General features: G+C 51.2%; 17 protein-coding genes, 1 pseudogene and 1 riboswitch. Of the genes and pseudogenes, 3 read left to right on the top strand and 15 right to left on the bottom strand.

What is annotated here, in order from left to right; all coding sequences use genetic code 11:
* Positions 1–419: 419 nt before the first annotated feature.
* The 9 genes and pseudogenes from KWG61_RS16210 to KWG61_RS08110 form a co-directional block, all read right to left on the bottom strand.
* Positions 420–935, bottom strand: a complete 516-nt coding sequence (locus KWG61_RS16210) for a toxic anion resistance protein (protein WP_256460651.1) — start codon at positions 933–935, stop codon at positions 420–422.
* A complete protein-coding gene (locus tag KWG61_RS16205) occupies positions 908–1600 on the bottom strand; it encodes a toxic anion resistance protein (RefSeq protein WP_256460650.1) in 693 nt (230 codons plus the stop codon). Before KWG61_RS16205 ends, KWG61_RS16210 begins: the two co-directional genes overlap by 28 nt.
* Positions 1601–1740: 140 nt before the next feature.
* Positions 1741–2175: a hypothetical protein gene (locus KWG61_RS08140; RefSeq protein ID WP_242743411.1), complete on the bottom strand. Its 435-nt coding sequence runs from the start codon at positions 2173–2175 to the stop codon at positions 1741–1743.
* A gap of 445 nt (positions 2176–2620) precedes the next feature.
* Positions 2621–4363 (bottom strand): annotated as a pseudogene (gene ptsP / locus KWG61_RS08135) (phosphoenolpyruvate--protein phosphotransferase).
* Positions 4364–4658: 295 nt separating this feature from the next.
* Positions 4659–4910, bottom strand: a complete 252-nt coding sequence (locus KWG61_RS08130) for an SdpI family protein (protein WP_242743410.1) — start codon at positions 4908–4910, stop codon at positions 4659–4661.
* Between the two features lie 47 nt (positions 4911–4957).
* A complete protein-coding gene (locus tag KWG61_RS08125) occupies positions 4958–5263 on the bottom strand; it encodes a DUF1648 domain-containing protein (RefSeq protein WP_242743409.1) in 306 nt (101 codons plus the stop codon).
* A gap of 61 nt (positions 5264–5324) precedes the next feature.
* Positions 5325–5648, bottom strand: coding sequence for an autorepressor SdpR family transcription factor (locus tag KWG61_RS08120; protein ID WP_230266835.1), 324 nt, complete (start codon positions 5646–5648; stop codon positions 5325–5327).
* A gap of 502 nt (positions 5649–6150) precedes the next feature.
* On the bottom strand, positions 6151–6786 hold the full coding sequence (locus KWG61_RS08115) for an ECF transporter S component (RefSeq protein WP_230266834.1): 636 nt from the start codon (positions 6784–6786) through the stop codon (positions 6151–6153).
* 25 nt (positions 6787–6811) lie between these two features.
* Positions 6812–7021, bottom strand: coding sequence for a hypothetical protein (locus KWG61_RS08110; protein WP_230266833.1), 210 nt, complete (start codon positions 7019–7021; stop codon positions 6812–6814).
* 279 nt (positions 7022–7300) lie between these two features.
* Between KWG61_RS08110 and KWG61_RS08105 the strand changes: the two genes are divergently transcribed.
* The 3 genes from KWG61_RS08105 to KWG61_RS08095 are packed head-to-tail and all read left to right on the top strand — an operon-like array spanning position 7301 to position 8963.
* A complete protein-coding gene (locus KWG61_RS08105; RefSeq protein ID WP_242743408.1) occupies positions 7301–7600 on the top strand; it encodes a hypothetical protein in 300 nt (99 codons plus the stop codon).
* On the top strand, positions 7531–8526 hold the full coding sequence (locus KWG61_RS08100) for a macro domain-containing protein (protein ID WP_242743407.1): 996 nt from the start codon (positions 7531–7533) through the stop codon (positions 8524–8526). The genes KWG61_RS08105 and KWG61_RS08100 overlap by 70 nt, the downstream gene beginning before the upstream one ends.
* Positions 8484–8963: a hypothetical protein gene (locus KWG61_RS08095; protein WP_242743406.1), complete on the top strand. Its 480-nt coding sequence runs from the start codon at positions 8484–8486 to the stop codon at positions 8961–8963. Before KWG61_RS08100 ends, KWG61_RS08095 begins: the two co-directional genes overlap by 43 nt.
* A 19-nt stretch (positions 8964–8982) precedes the next feature.
* Here the strand turns inward: KWG61_RS08095 and KWG61_RS08090 are convergent, their stop codons facing one another.
* From KWG61_RS08090 to fusA, 6 genes are all read right to left on the bottom strand, one after another.
* Entirely contained in the window at positions 8983–9303 is a 321-nt protein-coding gene (locus tag KWG61_RS08090) for a hypothetical protein (RefSeq protein WP_242743405.1), read from the bottom strand.
* Positions 9304–9456: 153 nt separating this feature from the next.
* Positions 9457–10383, bottom strand: coding sequence for an ABC transporter ATP-binding protein (locus KWG61_RS08085; protein ID WP_242743404.1), 927 nt, complete (start codon positions 10381–10383; stop codon positions 9457–9459).
* A 14-nt stretch (positions 10384–10397) separates the two neighbouring features.
* Positions 10398–11198: an ABC transporter ATP-binding protein gene (locus KWG61_RS08080; protein ID WP_242743403.1), complete on the bottom strand. Its 801-nt coding sequence runs from the start codon at positions 11196–11198 to the stop codon at positions 10398–10400.
* 253 nt (positions 11199–11451) lie between these two features.
* Positions 11452–12126, bottom strand: a complete 675-nt coding sequence (locus KWG61_RS16200) for a cation:proton antiporter (protein WP_256460649.1) — start codon at positions 12124–12126, stop codon at positions 11452–11454.
* Positions 12127–12179: 53 nt separating this feature from the next.
* Entirely contained in the window at positions 12180–12731 is a 552-nt protein-coding gene (locus KWG61_RS16195) for a cation:proton antiporter (RefSeq protein ID WP_256460648.1), read from the bottom strand.
* 47 nt (positions 12732–12778) lie between these two features.
* Positions 12779–12859, bottom strand: a riboswitch (Fluoride riboswitch).
* A 217-nt stretch (positions 12860–13076) separates the two neighbouring features.
* Positions 13077–15149, bottom strand: coding sequence for an elongation factor G (fusA, locus tag KWG61_RS08070; RefSeq protein WP_230266828.1), 2073 nt, complete (start codon positions 15147–15149; stop codon positions 13077–13079).
* Positions 15150–15156: the final 7 nt, after the last annotated feature.

Here is a 15156-nt window from a genome sequence, read left to right as displayed (position 1 = left end):
TTTGCTGGTTTCTTTATGGTTTGCATGGTACTCCGCCATCTTTCGCTTGTAAAGAAGATTGAGCACTTTTTATGGGAATCGCTCATTTTCGGATGCTTCGTTACATTTTTGTTACAGGATTTACATTCGTTTACATAGACCATCTTGCCTGGATTTGAAATTCCCTTTTCCTTCGCTTTTTCTTCGGCTGTTCATTGCGGTTTCATTTTTGAACATGCATGAATCCGGCGAGTATTTACTTTATATAAAGCCGATGATTATCACTGGCGCGATTCAGCGCTGTTCAGATTCCGGCTTGTAAAAGCCAGACGCCTTCCCTTTCGGCTGACGTCTGGCTTTCGATGGTCTTTAAAACGTTTTCGCAGATTCAAAACGAAATGCAGAAACTTCTCTGTCTTCGGTTTTGACCGCGTCTGTTCTTATTCCGGAAGTTTTGGCAGGGACTGGATTTTCGGATCGGTTTCGAGACCTTCGCGATACGATTTCGCGGTTTCAATGCGGTCCATGCGTCTTGCGCCTTCGTCGGCGAGTTCACGGAAGGCATCGATCTGCGTTTTGAGCTGCGGGAGTGCCTTTTCACGATAGCTTTCCACCGCATCGAGCGCTTCGTACGTATTGCGGAACGCTTCCTTGAGCGTTTCTACGGATACGTTGGCTTCCATCGCCTGCTGCTGGATATCAGCGCCCTGCTGCTTGAGCATGACAGAAGTCGAGCGGATCAGATCGTTGGTGGTCTGGTTGATCAGTTTGACTTTATCGAGAACAATTTTCTGGTTGTACAGAGCGGAAGCTACGGTTACGGCGGTACGCAGCGCGGATACCGTTACGTGCTTGGCGCGGTCGACTGCACGGATGAGTTCCTTGTTGTTGCGGCGAACGATTTCCATGGCGAAATAACCCTGCTGGTTTACCGCCTGCATCTGCTGCAGATCCATGACTTTCTGGCGCAGCGGGAACAGCACTTCGTCCTGAATGTATTTGATTTTTCCGGATCTTCGTTGTTGACCTGGGCCTGTTCAAGTTCGCGGGTAATCGCTTCATCCATCTGCATGCCCAGTTCGATCTGCTTGCCGAGTTTGACGGTCAGATCGCGCAGGGAAACCTGCTCGATTTCCAGAGTCGTATTATCGGCGACGAGCGCTTTGCGGCCTTCATCGAGCGACTTCAGGATTTCTTCGATCTGCGCGTCCGCTTTTTCATAGCGCTGGAAATAGTTGCGGACCGGGTTGAACATGCGGCCGAAAATGCCGTTGTTATTGAAATTGATGCCGGACGGATCGAGTTCCTTCATTTCCCGGTTGAGCATGGCCAGCGATTCCATGACCTTGCTGCCTTCGCTGCCGGTTTTGGCCAGATCGCCGAGCGTCGTTTCCAGAATCTTGTTTTTCTGGGCGGATTTTTCGACGACGTCTTCGCCAAACGATTCGATCGTCTGCGCGATGCTGCGGCGTTCGTCCAGAGAATCGAGGTTAATCTGCATTACTTCGCTCGCATTGGCCGCAGCCATGCTGCCAAGTGCGGTTTTCTGCTCGGGAGTCGGATCCAGCTGTTCGGTGACTTTTTCCTTATCCAGCTCATCTACATTCATGCTGAAAGCCATTCTTCATATCTCCTTTGTCCCATACGGGTGTGTCTCATCAATTATTGTGACATAAATCCAAACGGATCGGTATTGCCTGCCGATCCATACCGCCTGCGGATGCCGATTTTGACAACCGCCTGACCTGTGCATACAGCCGCTCAGTTCTGCTGGCGGTAAAGCGGCGTCTGCGCAATCAGATCGCTGAGCTCTTCCATTTCCGGAAGGGTCTTTAAGGAAGCGTCGCTGCCGGAGAGCTTATTGAGCTCGGCGAGGAGCCGGTCGATGCGCGAAAGGATTTCTTCGTTTTCGGCAATTTCCTTACGAACGGCGTCCATCTGTTCGGCATACGGTTTAATGGCGTCCGTATACTGCTCATGATTGCGATGCAGCTGTTCATAGCCGTCTTCATCAAAAATTTCCACGCGATGGATGATGTCGTTTACGTTTTGTGCATAAAGCGTATAGACGCCGTTGATGATTGAGGCAAAACGGGCTTTGGTCGTTACGGAAGAGCCAAACTGTTCGTTGAGCGTTTTGTCGAGAAGCTCCGCTTTCTGCAGCATGCGCTCGCACTGCGTCGTCAAGTCGCGCATTTCCTTTTTCATCGATTTTGGAGACGTCTTACGAACTTTTTTCGCCGCTTCTTCGATGACTTTTCGATCGACCAGCTTCGTCTCTTCCGGCTTGCCGCCTCTGGATGCGCTTTTTAACAGGAAGGAAGCCAGCAGGCCGCTGGCTACCAGACCGGCGCCGGCAACGATCAGACCGGTCGATAAAGAGAGGGTCAGCCAGAGAACGATTCCGGCGATGACCGATGCGATGCATCCGCCGATCAGGACATTCCGGGCTGCTTTTTCTTTTTGTTCATACAGTTAACTCCTGCGCAGAATTCTGCGCATTTTTCATTTTATGGACAGGGTCACGTCCCATCGGTTCAAAAACCGCTGGCGAACTGTCCCTGCTTACCAGTATACGAAAAGGCCCGTCCGGACGAATCTTACAAAATCGCCGAACGGGCTTAAAACATTCCATTTGGGTTCAGTACAATCGGCGCATTGAAGCACGCGGACCGTACAGCTTATTTGGAAACTTCTTTTTCACGTAGTCGAGAACTTCGTTGGCGGTATCGAGATTCAGGCAGTTCTGCGCCATCGTCTGCATTTCCTTATAGGAAAGGCCGTTGACGATTTTGCGGGCTTTCAGAATCTGGGTAGCCGACATGGAGAATTCATCGAGTCCGAGACCGAGCAGGATTGGAACGGCGTTGGGTTCGCCGGCCATGGCACCGCACATGCCGACCCATTTGCCGTTTTTGTGCGCACCCTGAATTGTCATGTTGACCAGACGAAGGATGGCGGGGTTGAACGGCTGATACAGGTAGGAAACCTTTTCGGACATACGGTCTGCAGCCATGGAGTACTGGATCAGGTCGTTGGTACCGATCGAGAAGAAGTCTGCGTATTTGGAGAATTCATCCGCGAGTACAGCAGCTGCCGGGATTTCGACCATCATGCCGACCTGGATGTCATCCGATACGGCTACGCCTTCCGCGAGCAGTTCGGCTTTGCATTCTTCAAAGATGGCTTTGGCATCGCGGAATTCACCGATCGTAGCGATCATCGGGAACATGATGCAGAGCTTGCCGTAAACGGAAGCACGGCAGAGCGCACGCAGCTGGGTTTTGAAGATGTCGGTGCGATCGAGGCACAGACGGATGGCACGGTAGCCCAGGAACGGGTTCATTTCTTCCGGGAATTCGAAGTAGGACAGACGCTTGTCGCCGCCGATATCGAGCGTGCGGACTACGACTTTCTTGCCCTTCATCGTTTCGAGTACCTGTTTGTATACCTGGAACTGCTCTTCTTCCGTTGGGAAGTGATCGTTGTCCATGTACAGGAACTCGGTACGGAACAGACCTACGCCTTCGCCGCCGTTGGTAATAACCTGTTCAGCGTCCTTTGCGTTTCCGATGTTTCCAGCCAGTTCAACTTCATGACCGTCGGTCGTGATCGATTTGGCGTTGATCAGAATCTGGAGTTCTTTTTCTCTTCGAGATATTCGGTTTCTTTTTCTTCAGTGCAGCGGTCGTTTCTTCATCCGGATTGACGAAGACTTCTCCATCGATGGCGTCGAGGCCAATGATGTCGCCGTTGTTAATCGCATCGAGAGCACCGGCAGTTCCGACAACAGCTGGGATTTCAAGCGAGTTGGCCATGATGGCGGAGTGGCTGGTTTTGCCGCCGATTTCGGTAACAAAGCCTTTTACGTATTCATTGAGCTGTGCAGTGTCCGACGGGGTCAGATCGTGTGCAACGATGATCGTCGGTTCGCTGATGCTGCTCAGATCCGGGATTTCCAGGCCGAGCAGGTTGCAGAGCATACGGAACGTAACGTCCTTAATGTCTGCCGCTCTTTCACGGAAGTAATCGTTATCCATGCTTTCGAACATGGCGATCATATTTTGGAAACGACATCCGCCGCGTATTCCGCATTGACTTTGTCGTTCTGGATCATCGTTTTCATCTGTCCGGAGAGTTCCGGGTCGTTTGCCATCATCAGATGGGCATCAAATACGGCCAGTTCCTCATCGGAAAGGCGTTTGGCTGCCCTTGCCTTTACGCCTTCAATATCGGATACGGTTTTGCGAAGAGCCGCATCCAGCTTTTCAATTTCAGCTGCCGGATCAGCGTCTGTGCGTTTTTCAATGACCACAACAGGCTGAACGAGTTTGTACGCTTTTGCGCAAGATACGCCTGCTGAGGCGGCGATTCCTTTTAACATGCAGAAAATCCTCCTCTGTCTACATATTTCTCATCAGAGAAATTTTATCACAAAACAAATGCAGAATTCTGACTCCTTTTGCATTATCAACAACTGCAGGCGATTCGAAGAATGCGTTTTCGTCCGTCGGCTTACGCAAAGAGACTTTTTGAGCAAGGAAGCTTGCAGGCAGATTCGCCAGAAAAAGGATCTTTTTCTTTCGGAACGGCCGCCTATTCTGTTTTCTGGCTTTCCCGGTCCGCTAATCGGTGTGCGTAAATCGACAGTCCCATGGTTACGAGCAGACTTCCGCCGATCAGAAGGGCGAACATGAGAACTTCATTGTAAGTGAACGCCGCAAAATCGTCAGCACGCCAAGCAGCGTCAGAGCATATCCGGCTGCACGGTTCGTTTTCTGCCATACGGATTTGGAAGAAAGCGTACTTTGCGTTCGAAAGCCAAAATAGCTGTTCTGTCTGGCTTTTGGCATCAGGTTTCCCAAAATCACGAGAAGAAGGCCGATCAGACCGCTGATCCAGGTTGTGATCCGAAAGGCGTCTGTGTTCATAAAGAGCAGGATGCCGATATATACGATCAGTTCAATAAACGGAATGGTCAGCAGAAGCAGGTTTTCGATGGACGGAGACTGGGCGCTGCCTTTTTGGAGAAGAACGTAGTTCCAAGACAGAAGGCGTCCGCTGCGACAAACATCCAGGGAAATCCGAAAAAGAAAAGCGAGGAAGAAATCCAGTTATCCGGCGTTCCCTGAAAGTTAAAGTGGATGGGGATCTGAGCGGGCATGGAAGAGAGACAGAAGATGCCAGCAAGCTGAGGAAGAAGACAGAGGCCGATGGAAAAGGCGATCTTGCCTCGGGTAAGCGAAGCCGGTGCATGGGGTTCAGTGGAATTTGCATTTTTCATAAAAGAAGCTCCTTTTGTTTCGTTTTGGGAATTTTGGCCTTTTCCATTTTCTCTTTCCGATTCAGATTTTCGCAGCGGAACTTTCGGAGGGAACCGAATTCGAATCCATCTGTTCTGCCGGTGCGGTATTCAGCAGCGACTGGATCCAGATCGCCGCTTCTTCCAGTACGGAGGCGTTCAGTTCATACACCAGGAACTTGCCGCTGCGCTCACAGCGGACAAGACCAGCCGTCTTTAAAGCGCTCAGATGCTGGGAAACGGCTGCTGCGGAAATGGAAAAATGACGGGCAATTTCTCCGGCGTTCATGGACTGCTCACGAAGCAGATCCAGAATCTGTCGATTAATCGGATCGGAACACGTTTTAAGCACGTTCTGTAAAGCCATAGCACTGTCTCCTTTCTGTGTTTCTTTTCTTTCTCTTCCCTTTTATGAAGCAAATCACACAGGCCCTGACTGGGGATCATCTGCCTCTGGAATTTGAATCCACTAAGAAAAGAAAGATGGATTAAACGCTTTATCTTTCTGTTATTTCATCATTTAAGCAAATGCTTATATGTTTAAAATCATCTTAAAATCCCGGTCTGGTTTCGTCAATGAAAATCAATTCACTCCCTTTCTGACCTGGCTGCCGGGAAGGAAGCGAAAAAGACGCCCTGTTTCAGGCGTCTTGAATGGGTAAATTGAATGGGTATATACGAGTGTAAATACTGGATTTGGCAAAGAGATCAGTAACAATCCAGAATCGTTTTTCTTTCCCTGTGTTCAGGAAATCTTTTTCCGCTTTGGACAGAACGCTGCGAAAGGTCCAGCTTTCGCTTTTTACGGATTTCGTTTCTGATGAACTCTTTGCTCTATTTAAATTTCAGCCGGTTTTCTATTGGTCTTTTCAGGCGTGCGAAGAAGCCGGCGAAGACATTCTCGAAGGAGAAATCGCCTTAGCCAGAGCCATGGAAACAATTCCGGCAGTGGCCATTTCCATCAGAGAATTGCTGACGATGACCATGCCCAGATACGCCAGCAGCGCCGAAGGCGCGATGCCGATCGCAGCGGAATACTGATTGCCCCAGAGCAGAGCGATCAGACCGAGAACCATCAGAGTATGACAGAAGGTGGCGATGACCGCCGCAAGAAGCGCGGACAGCGGACGGTTGATCTTCTTTGCGAAGAGTTCATACAGCCAGCCGGAGATGGCGCCAAGCAGGATACGCGGAACCAGAGCGATGATCAGGGATGTCCAGTTTCCGCTGATGCCGCCTACCGTAACAAACGGCGAGAAGACAAAGGAAGTAATCGAGGGCTGCATGGTCGCGTTCCAGATGGATGTCAGACCAAAGACAAGACCGAGCGCTGCGCCCCAGCCGGGACCCATGAGAATTCCGCAGACCACAACGGGGATATGCAGCAGGGTGATGGCCAGTCCGGGAATGCGGATATAGCCAAGCGGTGTGAGCGTCAGAATGAGCTCAATGGCCAGAAACATGGCGAAGAAAGCCATATTCCGGGTTTTCTGTTTGTTTTTCATGTAACAAATTTCCTCAACTTTCGTTTCAATGCTGAATACGATGTAAATTTGCGGCAGAATTTCTGCCTGAACCGGCTGTCGGCAAAGTGGACTCGCTGGCCGTCCGGATGATCGGCTGCGCATTTGCCTGTTCAACAATAGTCAATCCATTTTTAAATTGCAATATGCCGGGAAACACAGATTTCTTCAGAAAAGACATTTTTTCGAAAAGGCTTTCATTCATTTTTGAACGCATGATATTTGACCGCTTTTTCAGTCTAATGCCCCCTGTCTGCAATAGAGCTTTCCGAGTTTTCCAGTGATCCAAACCGGCTTTCTCATAGAAAACACTGTGAGATTTTCCGATTTCTCTGACGAACGCTGATTCTGAACTGCCTTCTCTACCATCTGGTGCATTTTCTGATCCTTATACTGTTTTCTATACTGTTTTCTGTTTTCTTAAATCCTTTTCGAGCGTGACTTCAGGGGCTTTTTTGCCCAGTCTGAAGAAGCCCCTGCCATACTATACAGATATATGAAAGTTCGTCTGGACCGTCTGAAAGGCCGAAAACCGGCTCCCCTTTCAGATCAGATTCTCGCAGCCGGTCTGAATCTCGAATTCGATCACAGCCAGGAAGCCAACTGGAATTTTATTTCGCTTCTTCAAAGAGCCGTGGATGAACAGACGCTGCTGTATGTGCCGATTCTTACCTCGCAGACCAGCGAGCTCGATGAAGTGGATCCGCTGGATCTGGAAATGTATCTTTGCCGGAAAAGGAACTGTTTCGAAAAGTCGATCTGGAACATGGCGGACAGGCGTACTGCGCCTTTCTGACGGTTCCAGAAGATCAGGAAGGGCCCGCCGCGGAATATCGACCCGTCAAGGCGGAAGAAATTTTCCGTGCCGCTCTGGAAGATCCGGATTGCGAAGGGCTGATCCTTAACCCATGGGATCTTTCCGCCATGCTGACGCATGAACTGCTGGCGCTCGTACTCAATGAGGATGGCCGTTCTGCTTCGTGTTCGTTGTACATCAACTATGGCGAAGTGTGCGATCAGGACTGCGATGTCATCGCCAATATTGCTGAGCATCCGTTTGAAGAAACGGAGCACGATCCAAAACTCATTTTTGACCGCGGGGGCGAAGCGCTGCGCAGCGTCTGTGCCAAACTGACGCCGCCCAAACCCGGTCAGATCGTGGTCACCTCTTCCGGAATCGGCCGCTCGGCATCCATTTTTCACGCCGCTCTGCCGGAGGTGATCCGGGAAGAATCGCTTCACCAGCTCATTGATGCCATTCTCGAGCGGGCGCTTCATATGGGCTATACGTCGGTTTCCCTACCCTCGATCGGCAATGAAATTGCGCCTTACCTGCCCGAAGGCCCCTTTGCGGTTCTGGCGGTCAGCGGATGGTTTTGCCGGCATCCCGACAGCGGGATGAGCGTGACGATTTCCACGCGCTCCAAAAAACGTACGACCTGTTCTGCGCCTATCTGTTCGATGATCTCGAAGACAGTGAAGATCTCGACGAAGAAAAATTTGGAAGCGATCTGGAGGAAATCGATCTGCCCATCGAAAGCGGCAAGACCAAAGACACGCCGGCTCTGCCAAAAGAAACCGGAACCGCCCCGTCTTCCGATAAATAACCGCCGTCTCTCCCCGTCTTTAAAGCCTGTACGAAACGAGCCTGATCGGCCTGCGAAGCCGAAACGATCGGCATGCTTTCGGATACTCAGGAAATCGGTTTGCCGCTTTGTTTAGAAAAGGAATTGGATCATGAAGAAAATCCTGTATTATCTCGCGCAGATCCTGCTGGTGATCAGTACGCTGTTTGTCGGCTTTGTCACCAGCACAGAAATGATGATTTTGTGCGTATCGTGTCTGATTACCGGCTGTCTGCTCATGCTGGTGTATGCGCTCTCTTCGGAAAAGAATTTCTGCGCGTTTTTCCTGTATGGAATGGCCGCCAGCGCCCACTTCTTCTATCTCTTCGCGCTGCAGTCCTTTGCACCCATCCTGCTCTGCGTTCTCGCGCTGATGATGCTTTGTACCGCAGCCTGTCTGATCTGGAAGGCGACGACATCCGGGCTGCCGCCCATTTCCACGCTCATCGATGTTCTCTTTACCAAGACGGCTCTGCTTCCGGAAATCGTGCTGAATATTTTAATGAAACGGGCGACGAGCGACTTTATGTTTGAAGCCTTTTCCTGGATTTTGTTAGGCATCACTTCCGCCTATGTCTTCGTGCTTCTTGTTCAGCTCGTCAAGGCGAAAAAGCTCGACCGTTCCAAAGCCATTGCCGCCGGCGTCGTTCAGCTCTGCTTTTTCACAGACATTCTTTCCACGGTGTGGCTGCTGATTTATCTTAAGCGTCAGAAAAACCAGGAAAAGAAAGCCGAAAAGGAGCAGGAAGCCCTTCTCGAAAAGAAGAAGGAATCGTCCATGCTCAAGCGCTCCTCTATGAAAGCTTCCGGACACGGTACCCGCCGATCGGCCCAGTCCCCTTTTGCTCCCAAAAGAAAGAACAGTAAGACGCATTCGCTGTGCAACCGATCCTGTATTTGCAGGAGAGGCGCACAGCCTTTTTCTCCGTTTTCCAAAGGACCCTGGCATGATTTTCGAGCATTCAAAAACGCCGCATCCCTGTTCTGCGAGGATACGGCGTTTCGTCGTTTCAAAATGATTTTGCGCTTAATGCGTTTCGTGCTGGCCGAACTGGCGGAAGACGTAAGACGCATACAGACCGTTTTGCGCGATCAGTTCTTCATGGGTTCCGCTTTCGCTGATGCCCTCGCCATCTACGACAAGAATGCGATCCGCGTTTTCGATCGTAGAAAGACGATGCGCGATCGTCAGCGACGTCCGGTTTTCGGTCAGCTTTTCAAGAGCCTGCTGGATGTAGTATTCGCTTTCGTTATCGAGTGCGGAAGTCGCCTCATCGAGAATGACGATTTTCGGATCTTTCAGGAAAATGCGCGCGATCGAAATACGCTGCTTCTGTCCGCCGGAAAGACGGGTTCCCTTTTCGCCGACACGCGTCTGCAGTCCATCGGGCAGCGATTCAATAAATTCCGCCAGGCTGGCTTTACGTGCCGCTTCCAGGACTTCTTCCTCGGTCGCGTCCCATTTTCCGTAACGAATATTGTCCGCAATGGTCCCGTCAAACAGGTAGACATCCTGCGTCACCACACCGATCTGCTGGCGCAGAGACTCGAGCGTCAGATCCCGGACATCCACACCGTCAATGCGAACGGCTCCGCCGGTCACATCGTAAAAGCGAAGGATAAGCGAACAGATCGTCGATTTTCCCGATCCGCTCGGACCAGCCAGCGCGTAGCGGCCGCCGGCAGGAATTTCGAAGCTGACCTGATCGAGCACCGGCGTGTCGTCATCGTAGCGGAAGGAAACGTGATCAAAGGCGATGTCGCCTTTCACATTTTCAAGCGATCTGGCATCGGGCTTTTCGGTAATCTGCGGTTTCGTTTCCATGACTTCTTCAAAGCGGCGAAAGCCCGTGAAGCCTTTCATCAGGCTGTCCGCAAATTCAAGAAGAATGTCGATCGGACCAATGAACACGTTGACGTAAAGAGCGAAGGCTGCCAGTTCTGCCGCCTGCATTTTTCCAGTCGCAATCAGATAGCCGCCGGCACCGATGACGGCCGTATAGAGCAGTCCCTGAAAAAGTAGTTCGAGCTGTAGTAAATTCCCATGACGCGGTTGTTCTGAAATTTGGAATCAAGAAATTCGCGATTGGCTTTTCTGAACTTCTTCTGTTCCTGCTTTTCGCTGCCAAAGGCTTTTACAACGCGAATGCCTTCGAGCGAATCGAGCAGCGACGCGTTGATTCCGGCGATTTTCACGCGGTTAAGCTTGAACGTTTCTTTCATGCGCCGGTTCTGCTTCCAGGCGGTAATGGCCATCAGAATCGTGATCACCAGCAAAATCGAAGACAGGGTCAGGTTCATCGAAAACATGATCACAAACGAACCGATCAGCTTCACCGAGGCGATGAGCAGGTTTTCCGGGCAGTGGTGCGCCATTTCGGAAATATCCATCAAATCCGAAACCATGCGGGAACTGAGCGTCGCCGTATTGACCTGATCGTAATAGGCGTGCGAGAACTTCATGTACTGATCAAACAGATCTCTGCGCATGTCGCTTTCCATCTGGGCACCGGTATTGTGGCCCTGACACGCGACATAAAAGCGGCAGGCCGTTCGAATGCCGTACAGCACGAGCAGTCCAAGAATGACCCACGGCATCCAGTTCAGCAGCGCGGGACCGGAGATGCCCGCAGCTTTCGCGGTAAACGCGCTCAGAATGGCCGGAAAGGCAATATCGACCAGAGACAGAATCGATGCGCAGACCAGATCCAGAATCATCGCGCCTTTGTACGGTTTATAAAAGGAAAGAAAATACTTCAGTGTCTTCATGACCGATTTCTCCTCTCTTTCTGTTTCTTTCGCTCTGTCCCAGACTCGATCGCAAACGGCTGTTTCGGGGAAAAGCAGAAGCCGTCCGAATGTCGGGACATATGAGGATCAGTATAGCGCAGAGAAAGAGGAATTTGGAAAATCCGTCCTGTCCCGGCATTTTGCGGGATTCGTTCCTAACCATTCAGAAAAATGGCCGAGAGTCAAAATGGAAACCGCTCGCTGCGCAGACAGGCGGATCCGCCTGTCTGCATCACGAATGGAAAACGGCTTTTGCGGAAGATTCTTCTGGCTTCTTACCGTCTGCAGCGCTGGCCTCCGGTTTTCCTTTCGGTTTTTCATCGTGAGAAAGCAGGCGGAAATACGTCTGATCCATACCGATGGCGCCTAGCGGTGCTGTAATCAGAATGGCAAGAACGGCTACCGAAAGCACAATCGGACCGCATGACAGACCCAGATCGAGGGCGGTCGATCCAATTGCCGCCTGCACCGTCGCTTTTGGCAGGTAGGCAATCATGCAGAACAGACGCTCCTTCTTATTGAGATGCGTGTGAAGCAGACAGAGAGAAACGCCCACGCACCGAAAGATCAGGGCTATGCCGATCATCAGTACAGCCCGTGCACCAGCCAGGGCCGCGTACTGCACATCTACCGCCGCACCGACCAACACAAACAGGAAAATTTCTGCTCCGGTCCAGAGGCTTCCAAACTGCTTCTGAAGCGTAAGCGTAATTTCTTTCTGGCTGTCTCTGGCTACCATCATGGACAGGCTCAAAACCGCAAGCAGACCGGAGAGCGACACGTATAGTTTGATCAGCGCTTCCACCGCAAGCATCAGAAAGGACAGACCAAGAACGAGAATGGCTTTGCGTTCGGCAGGAACGGCACTTCCCTTCTGGCTTTGCCACGTAAAGTATTTGGAAAGCATCCAGCCGCACGCGGCGCCTAAAAGAAGACCAAGAACAATTGAGACGGGAATGCTTAAAAGATGGACAGCTGCGCACTGCCGCCCTGGGCCATATCGCAAAACGTACTGAAGAGCACGATGACAAATACGTCATCCAGAGACGCGCCGGCCAGGATCATCTGGGGAATGCTTTTGGATGTGCCATAGCGCTTTTCCATCAGCGTCACCATGCGCGGAACGACTACAGCAGGCGATACGGCGGCGACCACCGATCCCATTAGCGCGGCTTCGACCAGCGAGATATGAAGGAGTGCTGGGGCAAAGAGCACGAAGCCGAGAATTTCAAAGGATGCCGGCAGAAAGGACATCAGAAGAGCCGGGCGTCCGACCTGTTTAAGATCGTTCAGATTCAAGGACAAGCCGGCTTTAATCAAAATGATGACCAGCGCGATGCGGCGCAAATCCGCTGAAATGGAAAGAATGGACGGATCAAGCCAGTTCAGAAAGCTGGGTCCGATACAGATTCCGGCGAGCAGATAGCCGATAATGCGCGGCAGCCGCAGCCGTTCGCAGAGTTTCGCGAAAGCGAGTCCGATCAGGATGATCAGAGCCAGAGACGTTAACATAAAATACCTCCATAAACGCAGAAAGGCTGATGCTTTCTGCGATTCAAAAAATCACAGAAGTCATCAGCCTGCATTTGTGCATGAGCGGTTCCGGTTTCCCGAGGGAGAACTTCATTCCCGTAAAGAGTATAGACACGTTTTCTTACGAATCGGTCAAAAAGCTTCTGGAAAATCCAGAAAATTCAAAACCGTTCAAAAATCCGCGGGTCCGCCGCCTCTTCCGGCGAGGACTTCCCTCAGATCCGAATGAGAGTATGCCAAAAACCGAGCAGCTGGAATTTTCGGCTGCTCGGCATGCTGTTTCGGTTAAGTTTTGGAAAGATTTGGATCAGGCCTGAAGCGGATTTAGTCCCTGGCTGCTTCAGCAATAATGCGGGAAGCGATGTTTTCCGGAACCGGATCGTAGCGGTCCATGGAAACGGTGTAGCTTCCAAGGCCCTGTGTCATGGAGCGCAGATCGATGGCGTACTTGGACAGTTCCATCATCGGAACCTGTGCGGAGATCACCTGTTCATCGCCTTCTGGATCCATGCCCAGGATGGCGCCGCGGCGCTTATTGAGATCGCCGATGATTGTGCCGGTGTATTCATCCGGAACGCGAACGCTCAGGTTCATGATCGGTTCAAGCAGAATCGGACGGCACTTGGTCATTGCGTCTTTATACGCAAGACGGGCAGCCAGTTTGAAGGCCATTTCGGAAGAATCGACGTCGTGGTATTTGCCATCGAGCAGCGTCGTCTTCAGGTTGACCATCTTGTAGCCGGCTAGCGGGCCGACCATGGCGTTTTCACGCAGACCGGTTTCAACGGCTGGGAAGTACTGTTTCGGTACGGCGCCGCCGAATACTTTTTCGTCAAAGACGAGTTCTTCTTCATCCGGGTTTGGCGCGAATTCAACGAAGACGTGACCGAACTGGCCATGACCGCCGGACTGCTTTTTATGACGGCCTTCGCCGACGGCCGTCTTGGTGATCGTTTCGCGATACGTAACTTTCGGATCGCTCAGCAGAACTTCCGCTTTGAATTTGGATTTCAGCTTGTTGACGATGACATCCAGATGCTGGTCGCCCAGACCATAGATGACGGTTTCACGCGTTTCCGGGTTGTTTTCAACGCGGAAGGTCGGATCTTCTTCGGAAATACGGTTTAGACCGGTGGAGAGCTTGTCTTCATCGTTCTTTGTCTTAGGCGTAACCGCCTGGCCGTACAGAGCTTCGGAGAAGACGATCGGCTTATTGATCAGACGGGTACCCTTTGCGCAGAGTGTATCGTTAGTTTTCGTATTCTGCAGTTTGGAGATGGCGCCGATGTCGCCGGTAAAGAGTTTTCCGGCAGCGGTCTGATAGCGGCCTTTAATGGTGAACAGCGCACCGATTTTTTCCGGTTTGCCGGTGTTGCCGTTGACAACCTGAGAATCGGAAGCGAGCGTTCCGGAAAGAACCTTGACGTAGGAAATACGGCCTACGAACGGGTCCATGATCGTCTTGAAAACCTGTGCGGTCATGGTTTCTTCTTCCGTCGTCAGCAGTTCAACGGGTTCGCCTTCCGGCGTTTCCAGGGTGATGATTCCCTTTTCGGAATAGGACGGGAAGTACGTGATGATCAGATCCATCAGACGGCCAATGCCGCGGCTTTCGACGGCGGAGCCGGAGAATACAGGAATGATTTCACCGCTGCGTACGCCAATACGAACGCCCTTGGTCAGTTCCGTGTCGGTAAATTCTTCGCCAGAGAAGAATTTTTCCATCAGATCGTCGTCGCCCATGGCAACTGCTTCAGCGATCTGGTCTTTGTACATGGCGATTTCATCGGCCATTTCTTCCGGAACAGGCTGAGCGACGGAGTCGGAAGCTTTTGGTCCATGATGATACCAGGCTTTGTTTTTCAGAATGTTGACGGTACCTACGTATTCGCCGTTTTCAATAATTGGCACTTCAAACGGGATAACGGATTTTCCGAAAGCTTCGTGCAGAGCTGCATAAGCAGAGTCGAAGGAAGTGTTTTCTTCATCGAGATGGTTGATGAAGAAGATGGTCGGTTTATGGGAAGCAACAGCTTCTTTATAGGCGAGACGGGTTCCAGCCTGGAGCGGATCTTTCGCATTGACCACGATCAGAACGTTATCGCCTGCGGCCATTCCGGCTTCTTTTTCGCCAGTGAAGTCAAGGTAGCCCGGAGTATCGATGAAGTTGATTTTGCATTCATCCCATTCGATCGGAACGATCGAAGTGTAAATGGAGATGCCTCGCTTGATTTCTTCTGCATCGAAATCGATCAGCGAAGAACCTTCGCTGGTTTTTCCAAAGCGTTCCGTTGCATCCGTGTAGTAAAGCATCGCTTCCAGAACGGATGTTTTTCCTGCGCCGGAGTGGCCGACGACACTGACGTTGCGGACTTCGCTGCTTTTATAGTCTCTCATAATTATT

It is taken from the genome of Allobaculum sp. Allo2 (genome assembly GCF_022701175.1).
GTDB classification, from domain to species: Bacteria; Bacillota_I; Bacilli_A; order Erysipelotrichales; family Erysipelotrichaceae; genus Allobaculum; species Allobaculum fili.
Note: the sequence above shows the minus strand (reverse complement) of the source record. Positions and strands in the feature narration are given on the sequence as shown.